Here is a 20,888-nt window from a genome sequence, read left to right as displayed (position 1 = left end):
GCGAACCAGCACCTCACGCGCTCGGCGCGACAGTCGAACGGTCGCCGAACAGGTCAACGGACGATACAGTTTTGTTCGTGGCTGCTGTCAGGTAGCGGTATGCCAGCGACAACGGGTGCCTCGCACGGGTTCGCGGCGTTCGCGACGCTCCTCATCGGCACGATGTTCTCGAAGTTCGTCTGGGAGCTCCTCCCGCCGCTCGCCGAACTCTCACTGCTCGTCATCGGAACGCTCCGACAGCTCGGGCTGGCGGTCCCGGCGAGCAGGCAGTTCGCCGGAACGATCGTCGTGATGGTCGGCCTGTCGTTCCTCTGGGGGATACTGTACCACGTCAGTCGGCACTGAGAACGGTCCGCGTCGCGGCGAGCATCGAGACGGGTCCGCGTCGCGGCCAGCAGTCGAACCGTTCAGCCGTCCGCGAGCTCGTCGCGGAGCGTTCCGACCTCGGCGACGCGTTCGGCGTGCGCGTTGTGCTGGTGGATGGATTCGTCGTTTGACTGCTTCATCGTGACGATGGCGTCGTCGGCGAGGTCCGGGAACTCTCGCGCGACGCCCTCGGCCATCGACCGCACGCAGTCCTCGACGAACTTCGCGTTCGAGTGGCTCTCGTAGGTCATGTGGTCCTCGTCCGGGCGCTTCGCGAGGTTGTAGATGCGCGCGCTCATCGAGTCGCGAGCGACCTCGACGAGGTCCATGAGGTCGACCTCGGGTGCGCCGTCGGTCTCGACGGTGAGCGTCGCGTGCCCGCGCTGGCTGTGCCCCGGCTGCGGCACCTCGTCGAGGAACGCCTCGGCGGTGTCGTCGTCGACGCCGAGGTCGTCGAGCACCGACCGCGCTCGCGCGGCGCTCATCCCCTGCGAGCACGGACACACCGTCATCCCGACGACGCGCGCCCCGACCTCCTCGCGAGTGCCCTCCTCGGTCGCGGTCGCGCCGGCGATGACGTCCACCGTGCTCTGGGTCTCCCGGTCGCTCGCCGGCGTCTGCTCGCGCGTCACGAGTTCCGCCTCCATCCGTACCTCGGCCTTGCTCGTGTAGTCGTGCTTGTCGAGCAAGCGCTCGGCGGCGTCACCGCAGACGTCCTCGACGCGGTACGCCTCGTCTCGCGTCGCCGCCTCCAGGGTCTCGTCGATGACCTCCATGTTCCGACTCATGTCCGCACCCTTCCGCCACGACGGCAGGTCGACGAACACCTCGAACTCCGCCATGAGGACGATCGGTCGCTTCTCGGGCCGGGCGAGCTTCACGAGCTTCTCGACGCCCGTGACCCCGACCTGGTTGAGGCCGACGGTGACGTCCGGGCTCGACGCCTGGACGTCCGGCAGTTCCTGACTCATTGCTCCAAGGAAGGTGCGACGGATGTTTGTACCTAACGAAGGGGGAACCGACCGCGAGAACCCGACTATCGGACTCGAGCGGGCGTCACGCTGTCGTTCTCCGCGCAGTCAGTCGAGCTTGTTGAGGGCCTCGAAGAAGTTCACGGGCGGCCCCGCGACCCGCACGGGGTCCTCGGCGGTCCCGACCTCGACGGCCGCCGGCGGGTCGAGCTCGCGGGTCTCCCGGCCGTCGCTGATGACGTGCGCGCAGTCGGCTTCGTCGACGCGGACCGTGACGGTCTGGTCGCGCGACAGGACGAGCGACGGCATCGCGTCGGTCGCGCACATCTCCGTGACGACGTAGTCGCCGGCAGCGGGAGCGACGAGCGGGCCGCCCTCGCTGAGGTTGTACGCCGTCGACCCGGTCGCGGTCGCGACGAGCACGCCGTCGGCGTGCCCGCCCGAGTAGAGTTCGCCGTCGACGCGCACCTCGAACCCGGCGCCGGCGCCGTGCCCGCGCTGGGGGCCCTGGACGACGATCTCGTTCACCGCGGGCGCGAGCGACCACTCGTCGCCGTCCTCGCCCGTGCCGGTCGCGGCGAGCCGCGGGAGCGCGCGCGACCGAACCGTCCCCGTCTCGCGGAACCGCTCGACCTCCGCGACGAGCGCGTCGTGGGCGTCCTCGGGCGACACGGCGTTCAGGAACCCGACCTCGCCGAGGTTCACGCCGAGGATGGGGACGGAGTTCGCGCCACGGGCCGCGTAGAGGAAGGTGCCGTCGCCGCCGATACTGCAGACGAGGTCGCACGCTCGCATCTCGTCGGCGGGAACGCCGTCGACGCCGAGTTCGCTCGCGGTCGCCTCGTCGACGGCGACGGCGACGTCGCGGGTGCGGAGTTCGTCGCGGAGCTCGCCGGCGAGCCCCGCGGCGCGCACGTTCCCTTTCTGGGCGACGACACCTACGTGCATGTCCCCGCCTACCACCCGCCCGGTGAAAAACCCCGCGTCGTGAGGTGACCGGTCGCGACCGTCGCTGGTTGCGATATCGCGGCCGTCGCCGACAGCAACAAGGTTGATACGTTTCGCCCCCGTCGCTCGGCACACGCACGCTCGCGCGGCCCTCGATGTGGTCGTGCGAGTCCTATCGACGATGAGCGAGGACGACGACGAGGACTGGTTCGAGCGCGCACTCGAGGAGCCGCCGGAGAACGCCCCCGACGACTGGGACGAGTGGGCCGGCGACGACGTCGATAGCGACGACGTCGACGCGCCAGGCGCCGCGAACGAGGACGCCACGGAACCGGAAGTCGACGGCGACGCTGCCAGTGCTCCCAGCGGCGGTGACGCGAACGAGCCGTCGAGCGAGGCGGCCGTCGACGCCGACCTCGTGGACCGCGCCGAGCGCGGGTCGTCGCCGGCCGCGAACGACGACGATTCGGGTGACGACGTCGACGAGGACGGTTCGGGCGGTGGGCTGTTCGACGACGACTTCGCGGCGGCGATGGGTGACGCGCCGGACGTCGCCGGCCCGAGTGGCGGCCCAGGGGGCGCGCCCGGTGATTCCGGCGGGACGGTCGACCCCGGCGGTGGTTTCTCCGGCGGCGAGTTCGGAATGGGTGGCGACCTGGACGTCGACGACGAGTTCGGGATGGGGGTCGACGACGACTTCGGCATGGGAGGCGGCGATTTCGGGATGGGAGGCGGCGGCGGGTTCGACGCCGAGGAGGAGTACGAGACGGACCTGCCACGCATCGACCTCGGTATCGACGGGCTCGACGAGATGATACAGGGCGGCGTCCCCGAGCGCTCGCTGATGGTCACCATCGGGTCCGCGGGCACCGGGAAGACGACGTTCGCGCTCCAGTTCCTCCACGAGGCGCTCGAGCAGGGCGAACGCGGCATCTACATCACGCTCGAGGAGTCCCGCGAACGCGTCATCAACTCCGCGACGGAGAAGGGATTGAACTTCGACGAGTACGCCGACAACGGCCAGCTCGCCGTCGTCGACCTGGACCCCGTCGAGATGGCGAACTCGCTGCGGTCCATCCGCTCGGAGCTCCCGCGACTCATCGAGTCCTTCGACGCGACCCGGCTCGTCCTGGACTCGGTGTCGCTGCTGGAGATGATGTACGACGACCGCGCGAGACGCCGGAACGAGATCTACGACTTCACGAACTCCCTGAAGAACGCGGGCGTGACGACGATGCTGACGAGTGAGGCGTCTGACGAGCACTCGTACACGAGCCGGCACGGTATCGTCGAGTACCTCACGGACGCCGTGTTCGTCCTCCAGTACGTTCGCCCGGACGACTTCCGGGAGACGCGGCTCGCCATCGAGATACAGAAGATACGGGACGCGAATCACTCCCGGGAGACCAAGCCCTACGAGATAACGAACGAGGGCATCTCGGTGTACCGGCAGGCGAACATCTTCTAGGCGTCGCGCGCCGCGGCGGGCTACTCGCTCTCTTCGGTGTCGTCCTCGAGCGCGGCGACGATGCCGTCGAGTTCCTCGGGGTCGGCGGCCGCTATCCGCTCGAGGAGTGCCTCCGTTCGTTCGCGGTCGTCGGGGTCGAGGATGGCGGCGAGTTCGCCGAGTGCGGCGTCGACGTCGGCGGGTGCGACGTCGGGGTCGGGTATCTCGTCGGGGTCGACCGCGGTCGCGTCCGTCGTCGGGTCAGCGGCGAGTGCATCTGGGACGACCGGGTCGTCGGGGAGTGGCGTCGACAGGTCGTCGGCGCCGAGGGTCGCGGGGTCGGGACTGAGGCCGAGGAGGCGTTCGAGGGTCTCGCTTTCGGACTCGTCGGGCATCCCCATCGCCTGGAGGTGGTCGTGGACGCGTTCGCTGACCGCGATGGTCCGGGGTTCGCGGTCGGTGGCGTCGTCGGATGGCATACGCGAACGGTCGGGCGCGACGGGCAAGAAACGGTCGGACGCGACCGGGAAGGAGGTGGGTTACTCGCGCGTCTGTTCGGGCGGCCGACGGGGTTCGTGGTCGTGTTCGGTGCCGCAGTCCGCGCAGACGCTGGCGCGACCCGGGCGGGTGCGCTGGGCGGCGACGGCGCCGCAGTCGTCGCAGACCATGAACAGGCGTTTCTCTGGGGGGACGCCGGCCTCGAACGTGACCTCGATCCAGGCGTCGTCGTTGTCGGGGTCGAAGAGGCGGACGCCGTCGTCGGTGCGCCGCCAGTCGACCGGGTCCTCGCTGCCGCGCTCGGGGGTCGCGGGGTCGCTCATCTACCCGACGCTCGCGCCCGCAGAAACATAAACACGTTGATAGAAATTAGTTCGGTCGCGAGTAAACGCAGGAACCACCACCGACGACCACGGCGCTTAAGCGCGCCCGCGACCACCCACGCGACGTGACGCTCGACCCCGTGCACTACGAGGGCATCGCGCGCCTCGCCAAGCGCATCCAGTACGACGTCGACGAGTCCGACCACCGCGACGTCGCCGAGACCGTCTGGACCGAGTACCTCGACCCGCTCGTGCACGACGGCGACCGCGTCCTCGAACCGCTCGACGACCAGCGCCGGCTCGTCGCGGACGTCGAGGACGTCGCGCTCGCCGACACCGACTTCGACTCCGTGCACGGGCTCGACGCCGGCACCATCAACCCGACGACGTTCTCGAACGGGCTCGTGCTCGACATCGCGCAAGCCGCGATGAGCGCGACGCCGAGCGACCTCGACCTCCACCGCGGCCGGACGATGGTCATGACCGTCCACTCCGCGGACGCGACCGTCGCGTTCGACGAGGACGACTGGACGATGAACGACGCCGGCTACGTCCGCACGCAGATACGGCAAGCGCCCCGCGTCAACCGCTTCGAGGAAGGCGTCGTGCACGCACTCAGCCTGTACCGCGCCGAATCCGAGCACGCGCGCACGAACGCTGACGTCGTCGACGACCTCCTCGTCCTCGACGGCCCCATCTACCCGACCGGCCTCCTGCGGTGGGCCGACCAGCACCCCGAACTCAAGACGGTGCTCGAGGAGGAGGACCAGCCCGAGGAGGTCGTCGAGAACTACGTCCGACTCGTCGAGCGGTTCGTCGAGAAGGACGTGCCACTCGTCGGGTTCGTGAAGAACCCCGCGGGGAACGCCATCACGCGCGTCGTCCGGGACTCGTTCGGGCAGGCGCCGTGGGTGGACGACGCCGCGATGTTCAAACGCCTCCTCGAACGCGGCGAGATGGTCGCCGACGAGGACGCGCGCGACGCCGACGACGACGGCCCGACGCCGCGGCGGTTCGAGCGCGACACGAGCGCGCTCACCGCGACGTCGTGGTTCGTCTCCCGCGGCGGCACCGACCGCGTGCTCTCCCGGCACGGCGACGCCCTCGGCGTCGACCGCCGCCTCGACGACGAAGCGTACGAGGTGACGTTCTGCGCGATATACGACCCGCGGACGGACGTCCTCTACCGGCTCGAAGCGCCCTACGCCGTCACGCGCCACGAGAGCCAGCGCGACGCCCTCCAGCAGTGGGCGCTCGCGTCCGTCGCCGCGGAACGCGGCCCACCCCTGGCAGTCGGGAAAGCCGACGAACTCGCGAAGATCGGCGGCCGCGAGAAGCGCTCGCTCCGCGAGACCCTCGAGGAGACGTTCCAGTCCCGGCGCGCCCGCCAGTACGACGACGTCCGCTGGGGCGACGAGTAGTCAGCGGCGACGACGTCCGCTGGGGCGACGAGTAGTCAGCGGCGACGACGTCCGCTGGGGCGACGAGTGGTCCACGGCGACGACGCCCGAGCAGGAACCCGCAGACAGCGCCGAGACCGTCCCGGCGGCGACGTCCTGCGGTCGCGTGTCATCCGGTTCCGGAGTACACCACTTCAGTGTGAAAATGTCTCTCCTTCACACCCTCACGTCGCGTAGTACACTCGGAGTGAAGAATCGAACATGTCCCTAACGACACCCAAGACCGACGACCAGGCCATCACCGACTTCGCGGCGGCGTTCCGCGGCACCGTCATCCGCCCCGGCGACGAGGGCTACGACGAGGCCCGAACCGTCTGGAACGCGATGATAGACGAACACCCCGCGCTCGTCGCGCAGTGCGCCGGGCCCGCGGACGTCATCGCGGCGGTGAAATTCGCGCGAGAACACGACCACACCATCTCCGTGAAAGGCGGCGGGCACAACATCGCCGGACGCGCCGTCCAGGACGACGCCTTCATGATCGACCTGTCGCGGATGAACGCGGTCCGGGTCGACCCGGACGCGAAGACCGCGCGCGTCGAACCGGGCGTGGTCCTGAACGAACTCGACCACGAGACCCAGGCGTTCGGGCTCGCGACGCCCGCGGGCTACAACTCGACGACGGGCGTCGCCGGACTCACCCTCGGCGGCGGCTGGGGCTGGCTCTCGCGCAAGCACGGTCTCACCGTGGACAATCTCATCTCGGCGGACGTCGTCACCGCCGACGGCGAACTCGTTCACGCGAGCGAGGACGAGAACCCGGACCTCTTCTGGGGGATCCGCGGCGGCGGTGGGAACTTCGGGATCGTGACGTCCTTCGAGTTCCAACTGCACGAGGTCGGCCCTGAGGTGCTGTCTGGCCCGATCGTCTACCCGTTCGACGACGCCGAGATGGTCCTGAAGGAACACCGGAGACTGGCTGCGGACGCCCCCGACGAGGTGGCGGTCTGGTTCGTCATCCGGGACGCACCCCCGCTCGAGGCCATCCCCGCGGAGTGGCACGGCGAGCGGGTCCTCATCCTCGCGGCGTTCTACGCCGGCGATATCAGTGACGCGGAGCAAGCGCTCCAGCCGTGGCGCGACATCGGCGACCCGGTCGCCGACGCGGTCGGGCCCCACCCCTACGCGGGGTGGCAACAGGCGTTCGACGGACTGGGTCCGGCCGGGAACCGGAACTACTGGAAGTCCCACAACTTCCTCGAGTTGACCGACGGGATGATCGAGACGTTCGTCGAGTTCGGCGAGACGATTCCCACCGAACTCACGGAAATCGCGTGTGCACAACTCGGCGGCGCGATCAACGAACGGCCGGTCGACGCGACGGCCTATCCCCACCGCGACGCCGAGTTCGTGATGAACCTCCACACGCAGTGGACCGACCCCGAACAGGACGAGGAGTGCATCGCCTGGGCGCGCGACATGCACGAGGCGATGACGCCCCACTCGACGGGCGGCGTTTACGCGAACTTCGTCTCCGAGACGGACGGTGACCAGCAGGCCGCGTACCGCGAGAACTACGACCGGATGGTCGAGGTCAAGACGAAGTGGGACCCCGAGAACGTCTTCCGGCTGAACCACAACGTCGAACCCAGCGAGTGACCGTCGCCCCCGGACGGCCGGGCTGGTTCGGCCGTCCAGTGCGCGCACGCCCGGGCTGTTTTTACATACGTGGCGTGACGAGGGACGACCATGGCAGCGCTCGAGATCGAGTACTGCGTTCCGTGTGGTCACAGAGCGAACGCCCTGGAGACGGCCGACGCCATCCTCGACGCGCACGCGGACGCCGTCGATTCCGTGGGTCTCGTCCCCGGCGGTGGCGGGGTCTTCGAGGTGCGGACAGACGACGAAGTGATCCTGGACACCGACGAGGAGGCCTACGACCGCGACGCCATCGTCGAGCGCATCGGCGACGCGGTCGCGTGAGTCTCACCGCAGTAGGGCGGTAGGATGGAGTGGGGTTCGATAGTCGACGACAACCTCCTGTGGTGGGTGCTCGCCGCAGTCGCCGTGGGCGTCCTCGTCCCGGAACTCTCCGTCGTCACCGACTACGCGACGCCGATCCTCGCGGTGATGGTCGGGAGCGTCTCGCTCACGCTCACCGTCGACCGGTTCCGGGCCGTGGACGGCCGGGGCGTCGCGGGCGCGCTCGTCGGTCACGTCGCGATGCCCGCCCTGGCGTTCGCCATCGCGGTTGCACTCGACCTCTCGCCGGCGCTCGTCGCCGGGTTCGTGGTGCTCGGCGCGGTGACGCCCGAACTCGTGACGCCGACGATGACCGAACTCGCGGGCGGCGACACGGCGCTCGCGATGGTCGTGCTCGTCGTCGCCGGCGTCGGCGCGACCGCGCTCGTCCCGCTCGCGCTCGCGACGTTCGTCGGCGACGCCGTCGCCGTCGACTCGATGGCGATAATCGAAGGGCTGGCGCTCGCGGTCATCGCGCCGATGGGTGCCGCCATCGGACTCCGGCACGCGTTCGACGAGCGCGTCGGCGCACACGAGGACGTCTACAGCTCGGTGTCCGCGGTCGCGGTGATCGTCATCATCGGCGGTGTCGCCGCCGCGAACGCAGACCTCCTGCGGGACGCCCCGGCCCTGACCGCGGTCGTCGCCGCCGGCGCGCTCGCGCTGAACGCCGCCGGGTACGGACTCGGGTACCTCGTCGGAACCGGCGGAAGCCGCGAGACGAAGGTCGCGACGACGCTCTCGGTCGGGATGCGCGACTTCGCGGTCGCCGCCGCGCTCGTCGTCGCCGCCGGCTTCCCGACCGTCGCGACCCTCCCCGCGGTAACGTTCGGCGTCGTCGAGCTGACGACGAGCGCGCTCCTGGCCGAGCGACTCGCCAGCACGTAGCACCGACGTCGCGTCGCGACCTCAGGCGTGCTCGACCTTCTCGACGCTGACCTCGACGTCTTCGGGGTCGACGCCGATGCGCGCGAACTGCGTGCGGACGTGCTCCCGAGCGGCCTCCACGGCCTGGTCGCGCGTGTCGAACCCGCGCGGCATCGGCGAGTCGAACGCGACGTGCACCTCGCGCCCGTCGACCTCCTGGATGCTCCCGCCGCTCTCGACCTCGTAGAACTCGTCGCACACCCACACGTACGGCGCGTCCTCGTCGGGCGCGCCCTGGAACTGCGGCGCGCGCTCCCCGCGCTCGTAGACGGTGCCGGTCAGCTCGGTCCCACCGGCAGCGCCGCGGACTAGCAACATAATTCGACTGACGGCCCGCAGCCGAATAAGGGGAGTGGGTCCCACCGCCAGCACGAGCATACGCCGCCCGCCAGGGCGGCGTTTCACGTGTGGTTTGGTGCCCGCCAGGGCGGCGTTTCTGGTCGTCTTTCGGCGTCCACGGGATGGTATTTCGCGTGCTGGAGTGGGATGTCGAGCGAGGCGTGGTCGTGGGTGCGTGAAAAGCGGTATGGTGCTCGCGGTGTGAGGGTGTGCTATGACTGACCTCGGCGACTTCGGGGATTTCGCTGGTGACGACGACGAGGACGACGCGGGTGATGGCGGCGAGTCGGGGCCCGCCCGGCGTGCTGGGGCCGACGGGGGCGGTGACGAGGCAGCCGTCGGCGACGACTTCGAGCGCGTGGACGTGTCGCCGGCGGGGAGCGACGACGGTATCGGGACGGTGGCGGTGTCGGCGGGCCTCCAGATCGCCGAGCGCGAGGAGGATACGCAGTTGCGGGCGTACGTCACGACGGGGAACCGCCCGCAGGTACGTATCGGGAAGTACCTCCTGGTGCCGTATCCGGACGGCGAGAAGCTGTTCTGTCGCATCACGGGATTGGAGTACGAGCAGGCGTTCGTGAGCGACGACGCGAACGAGATTCACGCGCGCCGCGCCATGCGGCGGGACGGTATCGACGAGGCGGACTACAAGTTCATGGCGACGCTCGACCCGATGAGCGTCATCTTCAGGGACAACGCGGCGTCGGAGGCGCCGCGCGGAGGCGGCGACGCCGCCGGAGGCGACGGCGAGTTGAAGCGGCGGATGGTCGACCGCGTGCCGAAGCCGGAGACGGTGGTGCGGGTGGCGAGCGACACCGCGGAGATCAAGACGGGATTGAAGATGCCGGACGACGGCGTGTTCCTCGGGCACCTCTCCGTCGGCGGCGAGAAGGTGCGGACCGCGGCGGAACCGCCGACCATCGACTACCGATTGAAGGACGACTACGGCGACGGTGACCCGCTCCTGTTCCGGCACACGCTCGTCGCGGGCGGCACCGGGAGCGGGAAGACCCACGGCGCGAAGAACGTCCTCCGGCAGTTCCTCGCCGAGGAGCGCACGTACCCGATGGAGGGCGGTCGCGAGTCGCGGCCGGCGGTCGTGATGTTCGACCCGCAGGACGAGTACGCGCAGATGCACGACGACAACCCGGCGGTCGCCGACGACGACGCGTTCCGGCGGCGCCTGGAGCGCGAGGACGTCGCGTACGGCGGGGTCGAGGACACCACGGCGTTCGTGCCGAAGGTCGGGTCGGCGACGTACAGCGCCGACCATCACCGCGCGGAGCAGGTCGAGTTCACCATTCCCTTCTCGATGGTGCGGTCGCGGCCGTGGCTCGTCGCCAGTGCGGGGCTGAACGACAACCAGTACCCCGCGCTCAAGCTCCTGCTCTCCCGGTTCTTCGACGATTACGGGAACGCTGGGACCTACCAGCAGTTCCGGTCGTTCCTCGACGACCCCGCGTTGAAGGAGGAGCTCGACGAGAGCGGGCGCGTGCACGAGGCGACGTTCGACGCTATCAAACGCCGGACGTACGGGTTCGGGGACGTCTTCGACCAGAGCGCGCGCGCCATCACGGACATGGTGAACGAGTTCGTGCGCCCCGGCGGCCTGAGCGTCGTCCCGACGTATCACGTGACGGATTCGCGCCAGACGACGACGGTCGTGCTCGCGCTGGCGAGCCTGCTCGTCGACCAGAAGCTCTCGAACGACCCGCGCTACGAGCGCATCAAGGAGACGCCGCTCGTGCTCGGGATGGACGAGGCGCACAACTTCCTCACGGACGCCGAGGACGTCCAGGCGCGGAAGGTCATCTCGAAGTTCACGGACGCCGCCAAGCAGGGCCGCAAGGAACGCCTCGGATTGTTCCTCATCACGCAGGACCCGCAGGACGTCGCCGACCCCGTGTTCAAGCAGGTGAACACGACCGTCGTCCTGAACCTCGGCGACGAGGACGCCATCTCCGCGGTGAACATCCCCCGGAACCTCGAGGACAAGGTGCCCTACATGGAGAAAGGCCAGATGGTGGTGTACTCGCCGGACAACTCCGAACCCGTCGAGATCGTGGGACTCTCGAAGTGCCTCACGAAGCACGGTCGCTGAGGGAATCGCCGCGACTCTGCCTCGTGGTGCGACCGGATCGACGGGTGGTGACTCGCGGTAGTCGGCGGGTTCCGTCCGCTGAACCGTCCTGAACGGTCGAATTACTTATCCCACCAACTGTGCTATTTGATACCATGTCTGTGCACGTGCTCGTGGCGTACGACGACTCCACGCAGGCCGACCGCGCCCTGGCGTTCGCGCTGGAATCGTTCCCCGACGCCCACGTCACGCTGCTCACAGTCATCGACCCCGCCGACGCCGGCTCCCGCCGCCGCCTCTCGCTCCCGCCACTGGGCGACGAGTGGCTCGCTCGCGCCCGCGAGAACGCCGAGAGCCACCTCGCCGACGCCACCGAGCGCGCCAGCGACGCCGGCGTCGACGCCGACACCGTCATCGAGGTCGGACGGCCCGCGAACACCATCGTCGGGTACGCCGAGAACCACGACGTCGACCACGTCGTCATGGGCAGCCACGGTCGGTCCGGCGTCACGCGCATCCTCCTCGGGAGCGTCGCCGAGACCGTCATCCGACGGTCGCCCGTCCCAGTCACCGTCGCCCGCGCCGACGAGACGAGCGGTGACGGGACGAGCGCTGGCGCGACGAGCGCGGATTCGACGAACGCGGACGCGACGAGCGCCGAGGACGCGCCCGAGAGCGAGTCCGCGAACGGCTCGCCCGAGGACGCCGCGAACGAGGTCCCCGGCGAAGGCTCCGCCTGACCAGCACCCTTTTCCACTAAGGTTCCGAACACTTCTGGTATGGAATCGAGCGGCGGCGACGTCGTCGCCTGGGAGATCTCGGCTACGGACACGCGATTCGGCCGCCTCTGTGGGTACGCGCTCGTCGGCGTCCTCGGCGCGTTCGCGCTCGTGGCGCTCCTCGCGTTCGCCGTCGCCGTCGCCGCTGCGGTCGCGAGCGGCGACAGCGGGACGCTGTTCGTCGCCGTCGTGCTCGTGCTCGTCGGCGGCCCGATGTCGGCCGTCGCGCTCGTGCCGTTCCTCGACGCCGACCAGCGCCCCGACGACCTCTGGCCCAGCGAGACGTTCGACGTCCGCGCACTCCACCCCGTCGGCGTCGCCGCCAGCAGCATCCTCGCCGCCGCCGCCCTCGTCGCGACGGTCGCCAGCGACAGCGTCCTCGCGGTCTACCCGCTCGTCGGCGTCCTGTTCGTCGCTGCGATGGGGCTCGCCATCGGCGGCCCGGCCGGGCGCGTCGACCGCGACGCCGGCACGCTCACCGTCCACGGGAACACGCACCCGCTCGCCGACCTCGCCGCCGTCCGCGCCGTCGACGTCGGCGGCCTCGTCCTCGTCAACACGCGGTTCGTCGCCCGACCGGGCGGCCGCGACGCTCCCTTCCTGTTCACGGTACCGCGCGACGCCTACGCGCAGGTCCGCGACGACCTCGACGCCGGCGTCGCCGCCGACAGCACCGTCGACGCCCCGCGCTCGCGCGCCGACCGCGTCGCCATCGTCGCCGCCGGCGTCGGGTCGCTCGCGCTCGCCGCCGCCCTCGTCGCACTCGGCGCGACCAGCGGCGTCGACGGCGCCGACGTCCTCTACGCCGTCGCCAGCTTCCCCGCGCTCTTCGGCGTCCTCTTCCTCGCGCTCGCCGCACGCCGGAGCGCGTGAACGTCGAGAGACGACGGGAACGAGAGACGACGGGGGACGCGTGAGCGACGGGACGCGTCACCGACACGACCCGCGCTACGCGACCCGATACCGGCCGTCGTCGGTCGTCTCGAGTTCGCCGAACAGGACGAGCCAGTCGAGCTCGCGCGCGACCGTCTCGCCCCAGACCTCGCGCCAGTTCGTCGGGTACTTGTTGCGCTCGTACTGCGGCACCCTGTCAGCGACTGCATCGAACACCGCGTCCGCCGACACGGGCTCGTCCGCGGCCGCGACCGCGTCGCGGACCGCGGGCGCGAGATAGACGCCCTCGAGGAACCGCTCAGCGAGTTCCACCGGGTCGACGTCCTCGCGCGTCCTCGCGTACCCGCGCTCGTGCTCGGCGACCAGCCCGAGCGCGCGCAGGAACGTCAACCACTTCGCGGCCTCGTCGCGCTCCGGGAACCCGACGCGCTCCATGAGTCGCGTGCAGCAGTCGTCCTGCGTGTCCGGCACGAGCGGGACCGCCTGCCGGGACTCGAACACGCGGTCGACCGACTCGGGCGGACGCGGCACGTGCTTGAATCGCATCGCCTACGAGAGGTCGAAGCTCTCCGCGAGCAGTTCCTCGTCGGTCTCCCCGAACACGTGCGTCGGGCCGCCGCGGACGTCGATCGTCACCTTCGCGGGCGCGAACACGTCCTTCGGGATCTGCTGGAAGTTCCAGTCGTTCTCCTCGAACACCTGCATGAACGGCTTCCCGTACGTGTCCGCGGCGGTGCTCGCGACCTCGTCGAACCGGTCGAAGCCCTGGTCGACGACGACGTGCACCTCGCCGCCGTACGCGAGCGCGTCGTTCGTGCGCGCCATCGCCTCGTCCTCCGTCGGCGCGACCGGCGCGACCGGGGCGCGAGCGTTCACCGACAGCACCGAGAGCGGGTCGTAGCCGAGTTCCGCGAGCCGGAAGGCCGCGAGTTCGCCGGCGCGTGCGGCCATGCTCACGCTCCCCGCCATGCTCGCGGTCGGGAACGCGAGCAGGAACACGCTCTCGACGTTCGTCTCCGTCAGTTCCGCGACGTGCTCCGCCACCGCTTCGTCCGGGAGCGTCTCCGTCTCCACCGCGAGCGCCGTCAGGTCGAACGCGTCGTGGTACCCGATGGTCCGGAAGACGTCCTCCTCGCCGACGAGCGCGCGCGCCGGCCCACTCCCCAGGCCCTCGAAGTCGTCGACGCTGACCTCCCAGCCCGCCTTCTGCGAGCACAACAGCGCGTACGCCGGGTGGTCGGTCGTCAGTTCGACGTGCGATAGCGGCGCGCCAGCGACGTCGCCGAGCTCGCTCTGGACGGTCGCCAGCCCCGCGGTCTGGATCTCCGACAGGAGGAGGCCGGCCTCCAGCCCGCCGTCGAAGTCCACGCCGAAGTCCAGGACTGTCGCCTCGTTCTCCAGTTCGAACGCCCCAACGTGCAACTGCTCCGCGAAGTCGATGGCCTCGTCGACGAGCTCGATGGCCATCCGATTCAGACTCTCCATACCCCCGCTAGCGCGCCCTCACGAATAAAAGACGCCAGTTCGGGCGACGACCAACGGGAGTCGCCGAACGAGCGGCGCGGCGACCGGTGGGAGCCGCGTCGCTCGCGGTCGATACGAATGGCGCGGAGGGTGCGACGACCAACGGGAGTCGCCGAACGAGCGGCGCGGCGACCGGTGGGAGCCGCGTCGCTCAGGGGTCAGTCCTGGGTCGAGCGGGCGTCGCGTCCGAGTTCTTCTTCGACGCGGTCGACTTTCGAGCGGGCGGTCGTGTCCACGGTGCGCTTGTCGTCTACCTTCAGGAACGTGGAGACGCGGTCGCCGTCGACGGCGGCGTGCGCGGCGCTCGCGGCCGCGAACACGGTCTCGGCGTCGTCCGCTTCGATGGTCGTCCCCATCGGCGTCGTCTCGTACGCGACGTCGAACTCCTCGAGTGCGGCGACGGCCTTCGCGACCTCGCCAGCCATGCTGTCCTCCGTGACCGGTGCCACCGACAGGAACGCTACGGTCGTCATACCGGAACGTTCGGCGAGCGCGACCGAAAGCGCGTCGACTGTCCTCGCTGGACCTACCGAGCGGTCACTCGTCGTAGAGCGATACCGTGACCAGCCCGTCGAAGTTCAGGAGGATGCGCTGGGTGACGTCACCGAAGAACGCCTTCCCGCTCGGCGACCGGCGGCGTCCCGAGATGAACATGTGGTCGCAGCCCTCGTCCTCGGCGATCTCGATGGCGTCCTGCTCGAGGCGGCCGACCACACCGCGGTACTCGACGTCGACGTCGTGCTCCTCGACGACCCGTCGACCCGCCTCCTTCGCGATGTGGGTCGCCTCGCGTTCGGCCTCGTCGATGGAGAACGTCCCGCCACCGCTCCCCGTCTCCAGGCGCGTCGCCATCCGGTCCTCGTACTCGTCCTCGGGCATCACGTGCAGGAGCACGAGTTCCGCGTCGACGCCCTCGCACAGCTCCACGGCCTCCTCGACGAGCGCTTCCGTCGCACCTGTGTCCATTCGAACGACTGCCAGTGCTTTCTCCATATCCCGACCTGTCACGGGGTTTCCGGAAAAGCGTTTCCAGTACGCGTCAACGTGGCACGCACCCGCAGGGTGGCGTTGGCCTCGGGTGACCGGTGACGAGCACTCGGCACCCGCCGGCCGACCGCGACGAAGCCGTCCGCACCGACGACCAGCCCGATGACAAGCACGGCTTTCCCACGCAGGGTCGGCGTAGCTGATGAAAATATTCTGGGCAATAACGCTATACGGCGGACTGTGTAATGACCCGGCAGAAGGGGGATGCAATCCGGACAAGACGACGCAGGAGGGGGAAGAACAGTGCCGAAAGCGATCGTCCACAAGAAGATCCTCGACGTCGCCGAAGAGCGACCCGACGCGTCCATCGAGGAGCTCTCGGAGCGCGTCTCGGCGGCGTCGCCGTCGCTCGTCGAACGCGTCCTCGACGACTACGGTGACCCGTCGGCGAGCACTGGCAGTCCGACCGCGAGCAGCGCCGACGCGTCCGCAACCGCATCGGACGGGAGTGGACTGGCCACGGTCGCGGCGGCCGACGAGGACGCCGGCGCGACCACGCCACCGTCAATCGTTGGGTCCGAGGATGGCGTCGACGCGGACGGGTCCGACGGGGAAGCGGATGTGGACGCGGCCGACAGCGACGACGGGACCGACAGCGACGACGGGACCGACAGCGACGACGGGCGGACGGACGCGAACGAGACAACACCCGACCGCGTCGAGTCACTGACCGACCGGCAACGCGAGTACCTCGCCGCAATCAAAGCGCGTCCCGACGCAACCCAGAGCGAGATCGCGGCGACGTTCGACGTCAGTCAGGCGACGGTCAGCACGCAACTCAACGCCATCGACGGCTTCGACTGGGCGAACCGCCAGTCGTACGTCGCCGACCTCCAGCTCGACGAACACGCCCCAACCGACGAGCCCGGGACGGCCGACGAACCCAGGACGACCGACGACGCCTCCGGGAGCACGCGCAACGCGAAAGCGGGCACGGACGAGCAGGATGCGAGTGCGAACGAACCAGCAGCAGACGAGCCGTCGGCACCGACGGACGACCGGCCGACCGACGACGAGCCGAGCGACCCAGACGACCCCGACACGGCCCGAACCGACGCGCTTGAACCGAGCGAGTCGACCGACGAGCACGACGCCGACGCAGCGGAATCATCAGACGAAACGGTCGCCGAACCACTCGACGCAGCACAGACGACCGAGACGACCGGCGTCGACCGAACCGTCGCAACGGCACTCGCGGAGACACGACCACCGCGCTCGCCCGACCACGACGACGGCGACGACGCCGTCGACACGACCCTCGCCGACGCCGTCGACGACCTCGCCACCACCGTCACCGAACTCGAACGACGCCTCACCACCAGCACGACGAACCCAGCACCTACCTCACCACTCCGAGACACCGAACTCGCAGCCAAAGTCATCCACGCCACCGTCCAATCCGACACCATCGACGAAACCGACGCGCTCGAGGTCATCCAACACCTCACCACGCAACCCGAGGACTGACCGCGAACACGACGCCCTCACCCCGCCAGCACCACGCGCCACCCACCCGACCGCACCGACCACGAACAACCAGGTGCACTCACAACCGACGACACCGAGCGACCCCCGTCACTCGAACCCCGAAATCCACTCGTTCGACCTCGACGAACGCAGCCGCCTCGCCACGCTCGTCGACTCCGAGACGACGAAACGTGCGCAGACCAGGACCTGAACTCGGTCGCACGGTCCTCGGTTCGCTCGGCTGCGCGCTCCCCGCTCAAATCCCAGCGTTCGACTGCACTCGCCGACGCGCATGACTCGCACCGCTATGCGGTGCTCGTCGGCGTTGTCGTCGAGAGAAGTGCGCAGACCGGGATTTGAACGCGACGAGACGGTCGCCTCACTGCGTTCGGCGCTGCGACTCGTCTGCTCAAATCCCAGATACCGATTCTTCCGGTTTCGGACGACTCGCTACGCTCGTCGTCTGGGAAACCGGAAGAATGCGCAGACTGGGATTTGAACCCAGGTTGTGACCATGGCAAGGTCACGTGATACCACTACACTATCTGCGCGCGGTCACGCTTTCGCGTACCTAATCGTAGTGGCCGGGTTACAGATAAGGGTTCCGAATCGTGGCGCGTTCGTGACGTGGAACCACCACAGGGCGCCGGGGTCGAGACTCCAGACTATGTCTTCTCTACGTGCGCGAGCGCTCGCGCGAGCGAAGGCCAGCGACCGCGGCACCGAACCGGTCGTCACGCGAGCGGTCGCACGCGCCCACGCCCTTGGGGCCTGCCTCGCCCGCCCCTTCCTCGCGAGGCCGGCTAGCCACCCTGCGTGCGAAACCAACCCACGCCAATGCGTCACCTTGTGAACTCGAAACACGCGGCTAGTGGGCTGAGAGCGCCTCACAACCCCAAATACAATTCGGCACCCTTTTATGGCGCGTTCGAATACAATCGGCACAGTCTAGTGACGAGGCGAGAAAGCGTCACGGCATGACCACCAGCGTACTCGTGCCGTCCTCCCTCACCCGGGAAGCCGAGGACAAACGCGAGGCAACTCGCAAACTCGGTTACGTCGCCCGCGCGGCGACCATCTTCCGGGCGGACCGACTCGTCGTCTTCCCCGACGAAGACGGCGAACGGAAACGAGGCGGGGACTTCGTACGCACCGTACTCGAATACGCCGCAACGCCCCCCTACCTCAAACGCGAGGCATGGGGAAAACGGCCAGAACTCGAGTACGTCGGTGTCCTGCCGCCGCTCCTCCCGGCGTCACAGACCGGCTCCGAATCGAACGATTCGGAGTCGTTAAGACAGGGAATCGTGACCGAGGTCGGACCTGAAGGGCGCGTCCGGGTCAATTGCGGACTGCAACACCCGATCTCCCTCAACGTCCCTCCGGCGATGGAGGTGGCTGAGGGAGAGCGCGTGACCGTCAGGGTCTCTTCGAGACGACCGGTTCGTGCGCGACTCGTCGACGCCCCACTCCCGGGGTTCGACGTGGAGCAATCGACCATTTCGGCAGCACTCGGCCGTGAGGACGCGGGCGTGACCATCGCCGCTTCACGACACGGGGAGGAACTCTCCGTGTCCAGGCTGGACACGCTCGCCGGGCGCATCCACGACGACGGACTGACCGTCGTCTTCGGAGCGCCCGACAGAGGACTGCCGCCAATCCTCGGCGTCGACGCCGACGCCGTGGACTCGAACACCGTCGAATCCGGTGACCTACCCGGGTTCGACCTCTGGGTGAATTCGATCCCGAACCAGGGCAGCGAGGTCGTGCGAACCGAAGAAGCGATGTTCGCCACACTCGGCTGCCTCACCCTAACGAGGTAACAGCATGCCACAACCAAGCAGACCACGCAAAGGCTCGCTCGGATTCGGCCCACGAGTTCGCGCGTCTAGCGAGACGCCGCGATTCAACTCGTGGCCCGAGGACGATGGACAGCCGACGCTGCAGGCTTTCGCCGGCTACAAAGCCGGCATGACGCACGTGGTGATGATCAACGACGAGTCCGACTCCCCCCGCGAAGGGATGGAGGAGACCGTTCCCGTGACCATCATCGAGACGCCGCCGATGAAGGCGGTCGCCCTGCGAGCGTACGAGAACACACCTTACGGCAAGCAGCCGCTCACCGAAGTCTGGGCGCCCGAGGTCGACGACGACCTCGACCGCGTCCTCGACGTCCCGGAGGACGTCGACTTCGAGACGAAGGCCGACGACTTCCGCGCGACCGTCGACGAGGCGGACATCGCGGACGTCCGTGCGATCACGCACACGACGCCCCGTAGCGTCCCGTCGGTCCCGAAGAAGAAGCCGGACGTCATGGAGACCCGCATCGGCGGTGGCTCCATCGACGACCGCGTCGACTACGGCCTCGAACTCCTCGAGGACGGCGGCGCGCACGACACGACGGACGTCTTCCGCGAGGGCGAACTCGCGGACGTCGCCGGTGTCACGAAGGGCAAGGGCACCCAGGGTCCCGTCAAGCGCTGGGGCGTCCAGAAGCGGAAGGGCAAGCACGCCCGCCAGGGCTGGCGGCGCCGCATCGGGAACCTCGGTCCGTGGAACCCGAGCCGCGTTCGCTCGACGGTCCCCCAGCAGGGCCAAACTGGCTACCACCAGCGCACCGAGCTCAACAAGCGTATTCTCGGGCTCGGTGACGGTGACGACGCGAACGTCGACGGCGGCTTCGTCAACTACGGCGAGGTCGACGGTCCGTACACGCTCGTCAAGGGGAGCGTGCCTGGTCCCGACCAGCGCCTGCTCCGACTTCGCCCGGCTATCCGACCGAACGAGCAACCGCGCCTCGACCCCGAGGTCCGGTACGTCTCCACAGCATCGAACCAGGGCTAAATCATGAACGCGACAATCTACGACCTGGACGGCGACGAGTCCGACTCGCTCGAGCTGCCGGAGGTCTTCGGGACGCAGTTCCGCCCGGACCTCATCAAGCGAGCGGTCGGCGTCGCACAGGCAAACGCGAAGCAGGACTACGGAGCGGACCCGCACGCGGGCCTCCGGACGTCCGCGGAATCGCCCGGCTCCGGGCGTGGCATGGCGCACGTGCCGCGCACGAACGGTCAGGGTGCGCGCGTCCCCCAGACTGTCGGGGGTCGCAAGGCGCATCCGCCGAAGGCCGAGAAAGAGCAGGGGAAGTCGATCAACAAGAAGGAACGCAAGCTCGCGTTCCGTTCCGCGGTCGCGGCGACCGTGGACGCAGAGCGCGTGGCCGAGCGCGGCCACGAGTTCGACGACGACCTCGACCTGCCCGTCGTCGTGTCCGACGAGTTCGAGGACCTCGCGAAGACCAAGGAGGTCGTCGCGCTCCTCGAAGCACTCGGGCTCGACGCGGACGTCGAGCGCGCTGACGAGGGGCGCTCGGTCCGCGCAGGCCAGGGGAAGGCCCGTGGCCGGAAGTACACGGAGCCGAAGTCCGTGCTGTTCGTCACGTCCAGTGACGCGGGCCCGTCGAAGGCCGCGCGGAACCTCGCCGGTGCCGACGTCGCCACCGCGGCGAACGTCGACGTCGAGGACCTCGCGCCCGGCACGCACGCCGGTCGACTCACCGTCTGGACGGAGTCCGCCGTCGCGGAGGTGAACGAGCGATGAGCGCCGACGTCATTCGGTTCCCGCTCGTCACCGAGAAGGCGATGAACGACATGGACTTCGAGAACAAGCTCCAGTTCGTCGTGCACGACGAAGCCTCGAAGATCGACGTCCGCGAGGCCGTCGAGTCGCAGTTCGAGGTCGACGTGGACGACGTGAACACGATGATCACGATGAAAGGCCAGAAGAAGGCGATCGTTCGTCTGAGCGAGGACGACGACGCGCAGGAAGTGGCCTCCCGCATCGGGGTGTTCTAAGA

General features: G+C 68.9%; 23 protein-coding genes and 1 tRNA gene. 14 read left to right on the top strand and 10 right to left on the bottom strand.

Going from position 1 to position 20,888, the window contains the following annotated elements; genetic code table 11:
• Positions 1–99 precede the first annotated feature (99 nt).
• Positions 100–345 carry a hypothetical protein gene (locus ACZ48X_RS08690; RefSeq protein ID WP_336352418.1) on the top strand — a complete coding sequence of 82 codons (246 nt, stop codon included), beginning with the start codon at positions 100–102 and terminating at the stop codon, positions 343–345.
• A gap of 62 nt (positions 346–407) precedes the next feature.
• On the opposite strand, the gene mptA is transcribed toward ACZ48X_RS08690, so the two are convergent.
• Together mptA and ACZ48X_RS08680 are read right to left on the bottom strand one after the other, a co-directional pair.
• On the bottom strand, positions 408–1,337 hold the full coding sequence (mptA, locus tag ACZ48X_RS08685) for a GTP cyclohydrolase MptA (protein WP_336352417.1): 930 nt from the start codon (positions 1,335–1,337) through the stop codon (positions 408–410).
• A gap of 108 nt (positions 1,338–1,445) precedes the next feature.
• Positions 1,446–2,285, bottom strand: a complete 840-nt coding sequence (locus ACZ48X_RS08680) for an NAD(+)/NADH kinase (RefSeq protein ID WP_336352416.1) — start codon at positions 2,283–2,285, stop codon at positions 1,446–1,448.
• 181 nt (positions 2,286–2,466) lie between these two features.
• On the opposite strand from ACZ48X_RS08680, the gene ACZ48X_RS08675 reads away from it, so the two are divergent.
• The gene (locus ACZ48X_RS08675; protein WP_336352415.1) at positions 2,467–3,753 is read left to right on the top strand and encodes a KaiC domain-containing protein; all 1,287 of its coding nucleotides are present in this window, start codon (positions 2,467–2,469) and stop codon (positions 3,751–3,753) included.
• Positions 3,754–3,773: 20 nt separating this feature from the next.
• On the opposite strand, the gene ACZ48X_RS08670 is transcribed toward ACZ48X_RS08675, so the two are convergent.
• Together ACZ48X_RS08670 and ACZ48X_RS08665 are read right to left on the bottom strand one after the other, a co-directional pair.
• Positions 3,774–4,211, bottom strand: a complete 438-nt coding sequence (locus ACZ48X_RS08670; RefSeq protein ID WP_336352414.1) for a hypothetical protein — start codon at positions 4,209–4,211, stop codon at positions 3,774–3,776.
• A gap of 60 nt (positions 4,212–4,271) precedes the next feature.
• Positions 4,272–4,553, bottom strand: coding sequence for a hypothetical protein (locus ACZ48X_RS08665; protein ID WP_336352413.1), 282 nt, complete (start codon positions 4,551–4,553; stop codon positions 4,272–4,274).
• 125 nt (positions 4,554–4,678) lie between these two features.
• On the opposite strand from ACZ48X_RS08665, the gene ACZ48X_RS08660 reads away from it, so the two are divergent.
• The 4 genes from ACZ48X_RS08660 to ACZ48X_RS08645 all read left to right on the top strand — a co-directional run bounded on the left by ACZ48X_RS08660 (position 4,679) and on the right by ACZ48X_RS08645 (position 8,863).
• Entirely contained in the window at positions 4,679–5,974 is a 1,296-nt protein-coding gene (locus ACZ48X_RS08660; protein ID WP_336352412.1) for a DNA double-strand break repair nuclease NurA, read from the top strand.
• A 240-nt stretch (positions 5,975–6,214) separates the two neighbouring features.
• Positions 6,215–7,612 (top strand): FAD-binding oxidoreductase, encoded by a 1,398-nt coding sequence (locus tag ACZ48X_RS08655; protein ID WP_336352411.1) that lies wholly within the window; start codon positions 6,215–6,217, stop codon positions 7,610–7,612.
• 90 nt (positions 7,613–7,702) lie between these two features.
• Positions 7,703–7,936 (top strand): Rdx family protein, encoded by a 234-nt coding sequence (locus ACZ48X_RS08650; RefSeq protein ID WP_336352410.1) that lies wholly within the window; start codon positions 7,703–7,705, stop codon positions 7,934–7,936.
• 24 nt (positions 7,937–7,960) lie between these two features.
• Positions 7,961–8,863: a bile acid:sodium symporter family protein gene (locus ACZ48X_RS08645; protein ID WP_336352409.1), complete on the top strand. Its 903-nt coding sequence runs from the start codon at positions 7,961–7,963 to the stop codon at positions 8,861–8,863.
• A gap of 21 nt (positions 8,864–8,884) precedes the next feature.
• Here ACZ48X_RS08645 and ACZ48X_RS08640 read toward each other — a convergent pair whose 3' ends face one another.
• Entirely contained in the window at positions 8,885–9,220 is a 336-nt protein-coding gene (locus ACZ48X_RS08640; RefSeq protein WP_336352408.1) for a DUF7113 family protein, read from the bottom strand.
• A gap of 235 nt (positions 9,221–9,455) precedes the next feature.
• On the opposite strand from ACZ48X_RS08640, the gene ACZ48X_RS08635 reads away from it, so the two are divergent.
• The 3 genes from ACZ48X_RS08635 (at position 9,456) to ACZ48X_RS08625 (ending at position 12,973) form a co-directional block, all read left to right on the top strand.
• Entirely contained in the window at positions 9,456–11,342 is a 1,887-nt protein-coding gene (locus ACZ48X_RS08635) for an ATP-binding protein (protein WP_336352407.1), read from the top strand.
• A gap of 134 nt (positions 11,343–11,476) precedes the next feature.
• Entirely contained in the window at positions 11,477–12,061 is a 585-nt protein-coding gene (locus ACZ48X_RS08630; RefSeq protein ID WP_336352406.1) for a universal stress protein, read from the top strand.
• 39 nt (positions 12,062–12,100) lie between these two features.
• On the top strand, positions 12,101–12,973 hold the full coding sequence (locus ACZ48X_RS08625; protein WP_336352405.1) for a hypothetical protein: 873 nt from the start codon (positions 12,101–12,103) through the stop codon (positions 12,971–12,973).
• A gap of 75 nt (positions 12,974–13,048) precedes the next feature.
• On the opposite strand, the gene ACZ48X_RS08620 is transcribed toward ACZ48X_RS08625, so the two are convergent.
• The 4 genes from ACZ48X_RS08620 to ACZ48X_RS08605 all read right to left on the bottom strand — a co-directional run bounded on the left by ACZ48X_RS08620 (position 13,049) and on the right by ACZ48X_RS08605 (position 15,511).
• Entirely contained in the window at positions 13,049–13,540 is a 492-nt protein-coding gene (locus tag ACZ48X_RS08620) for a hypothetical protein (protein ID WP_336352404.1), read from the bottom strand.
• A 3-nt stretch (positions 13,541–13,543) separates the two neighbouring features.
• On the bottom strand, positions 13,544–14,479 hold the full coding sequence (gene mch, locus ACZ48X_RS08615) for a methenyltetrahydromethanopterin cyclohydrolase (RefSeq protein WP_336352403.1): 936 nt from the start codon (positions 14,477–14,479) through the stop codon (positions 13,544–13,546).
• A gap of 197 nt (positions 14,480–14,676) precedes the next feature.
• Complete coding sequence (locus ACZ48X_RS08610; RefSeq protein WP_336352402.1) at positions 14,677–14,991, bottom strand: thiamine-binding protein; 315 nt, start codon at positions 14,989–14,991, stop codon at positions 14,677–14,679.
• A gap of 64 nt (positions 14,992–15,055) precedes the next feature.
• Positions 15,056–15,511, bottom strand: a complete 456-nt coding sequence (locus tag ACZ48X_RS08605) for a universal stress protein (protein ID WP_336352401.1) — start codon at positions 15,509–15,511, stop codon at positions 15,056–15,058.
• Positions 15,512–15,808: 297 nt separating this feature from the next.
• Between ACZ48X_RS08605 and ACZ48X_RS08600 the strand changes: the two genes are divergently transcribed.
• Complete coding sequence (locus ACZ48X_RS08600) at positions 15,809–17,032, top strand: hypothetical protein (RefSeq protein ID WP_336352400.1); 1,224 nt, start codon at positions 15,809–15,811, stop codon at positions 17,030–17,032.
• A gap of 480 nt (positions 17,033–17,512) precedes the next feature.
• Here ACZ48X_RS08600 and ACZ48X_RS08595 read toward each other — a convergent pair.
• Positions 17,513–17,583 (bottom strand) — tRNA-Gly (locus ACZ48X_RS08595).
• Between the two features lie 426 nt (positions 17,584–18,009).
• Here ACZ48X_RS08595 and ACZ48X_RS08590 point away from each other — a divergent pair.
• From ACZ48X_RS08590 to ACZ48X_RS08575, 4 genes are read left to right on the top strand one after another with little or no spacing between them, the layout of a single operon-like run.
• On the top strand, positions 18,010–18,855 hold the full coding sequence (locus tag ACZ48X_RS08590) for an RNA methyltransferase (protein WP_336352399.1): 846 nt from the start codon (positions 18,010–18,012) through the stop codon (positions 18,853–18,855).
• Between the two features lie 4 nt (positions 18,856–18,859).
• Positions 18,860–19,876: a 50S ribosomal protein L3 gene (locus ACZ48X_RS08585; protein WP_336352398.1), complete on the top strand. Its 1,017-nt coding sequence runs from the start codon at positions 18,860–18,862 to the stop codon at positions 19,874–19,876.
• A 3-nt stretch (positions 19,877–19,879) separates the two neighbouring features.
• On the top strand, positions 19,880–20,632 hold the full coding sequence (rpl4p, locus tag ACZ48X_RS08580; protein ID WP_336352397.1) for a 50S ribosomal protein L4: 753 nt from the start codon (positions 19,880–19,882) through the stop codon (positions 20,630–20,632).
• A complete protein-coding gene (locus ACZ48X_RS08575; protein WP_336352396.1) occupies positions 20,629–20,886 on the top strand; it encodes a 50S ribosomal protein L23 in 258 nt (85 codons plus the stop codon). The genes rpl4p and ACZ48X_RS08575 overlap by 4 nt, the downstream gene beginning before the upstream one ends.
• Positions 20,887–20,888 lie beyond the last annotated feature (2 nt).

Source organism: Halorubellus litoreus (assembly GCF_055378595.1).
This window is presented reverse-complemented; position numbering and strand designations above follow the sequence as displayed.

Coding starts and splice junctions, on each gene's coding strand:
- ACZ48X_RS08690 (WP_336352418.1), top strand. CDS start 100: ATGCCAGCGACAACGGGTGCCTCGCACGGGTTCGCGGCGTTCGCGACG.
- mptA (WP_336352417.1), bottom strand. CDS start 1,337: ATGAGTCAGGAACTGCCGGACGTCCAGGCGTCGAGCCCGGACGTCACC.
- ACZ48X_RS08680 (WP_336352416.1), bottom strand. CDS start 2,285: ATGCACGTAGGTGTCGTCGCCCAGAAAGGGAACGTGCGCGCCGCGGGG.
- ACZ48X_RS08675 (WP_336352415.1), top strand. CDS start 2,467: ATGAGCGAGGACGACGACGAGGACTGGTTCGAGCGCGCACTCGAGGAG.
- ACZ48X_RS08670 (WP_336352414.1), bottom strand. CDS start 4,211: ATGCCATCCGACGACGCCACCGACCGCGAACCCCGGACCATCGCGGTC.
- ACZ48X_RS08665 (WP_336352413.1), bottom strand. CDS start 4,553: ATGAGCGACCCCGCGACCCCCGAGCGCGGCAGCGAGGACCCGGTCGAC.
- ACZ48X_RS08655 (WP_336352411.1), top strand. CDS start 6,215: ATGTCCCTAACGACACCCAAGACCGACGACCAGGCCATCACCGACTTC.
- ACZ48X_RS08650 (WP_336352410.1), top strand. CDS start 7,703: ATGGCAGCGCTCGAGATCGAGTACTGCGTTCCGTGTGGTCACAGAGCG.
- ACZ48X_RS08645 (WP_336352409.1), top strand. CDS start 7,961: ATGGAGTGGGGTTCGATAGTCGACGACAACCTCCTGTGGTGGGTGCTC.
- ACZ48X_RS08640 (WP_336352408.1), bottom strand. CDS start 9,220: ATGTTGCTAGTCCGCGGCGCTGCCGGTGGGACCGAGCTGACCGGCACC.
- ACZ48X_RS08635 (WP_336352407.1), top strand. CDS start 9,456: ATGACTGACCTCGGCGACTTCGGGGATTTCGCTGGTGACGACGACGAG.
- ACZ48X_RS08630 (WP_336352406.1), top strand. CDS start 11,477: ATGTCTGTGCACGTGCTCGTGGCGTACGACGACTCCACGCAGGCCGAC.
- ACZ48X_RS08625 (WP_336352405.1), top strand. CDS start 12,101: ATGGAATCGAGCGGCGGCGACGTCGTCGCCTGGGAGATCTCGGCTACG.
- ACZ48X_RS08620 (WP_336352404.1), bottom strand. CDS start 13,540: ATGCGATTCAAGCACGTGCCGCGTCCGCCCGAGTCGGTCGACCGCGTG.
- mch (WP_336352403.1), bottom strand. CDS start 14,479: ATGGAGAGTCTGAATCGGATGGCCATCGAGCTCGTCGACGAGGCCATC.
- ACZ48X_RS08610 (WP_336352402.1), bottom strand. CDS start 14,991: ATGACGACCGTAGCGTTCCTGTCGGTGGCACCGGTCACGGAGGACAGC.
- ACZ48X_RS08605 (WP_336352401.1), bottom strand. CDS start 15,511: ATGGAGAAAGCACTGGCAGTCGTTCGAATGGACACAGGTGCGACGGAA.
- ACZ48X_RS08590 (WP_336352399.1), top strand. CDS start 18,010: ATGACCACCAGCGTACTCGTGCCGTCCTCCCTCACCCGGGAAGCCGAG.
- ACZ48X_RS08585 (WP_336352398.1), top strand. CDS start 18,860: ATGCCACAACCAAGCAGACCACGCAAAGGCTCGCTCGGATTCGGCCCA.
- rpl4p (WP_336352397.1), top strand. CDS start 19,880: ATGAACGCGACAATCTACGACCTGGACGGCGACGAGTCCGACTCGCTC.
- ACZ48X_RS08575 (WP_336352396.1), top strand. CDS start 20,629: ATGAGCGCCGACGTCATTCGGTTCCCGCTCGTCACCGAGAAGGCGATG.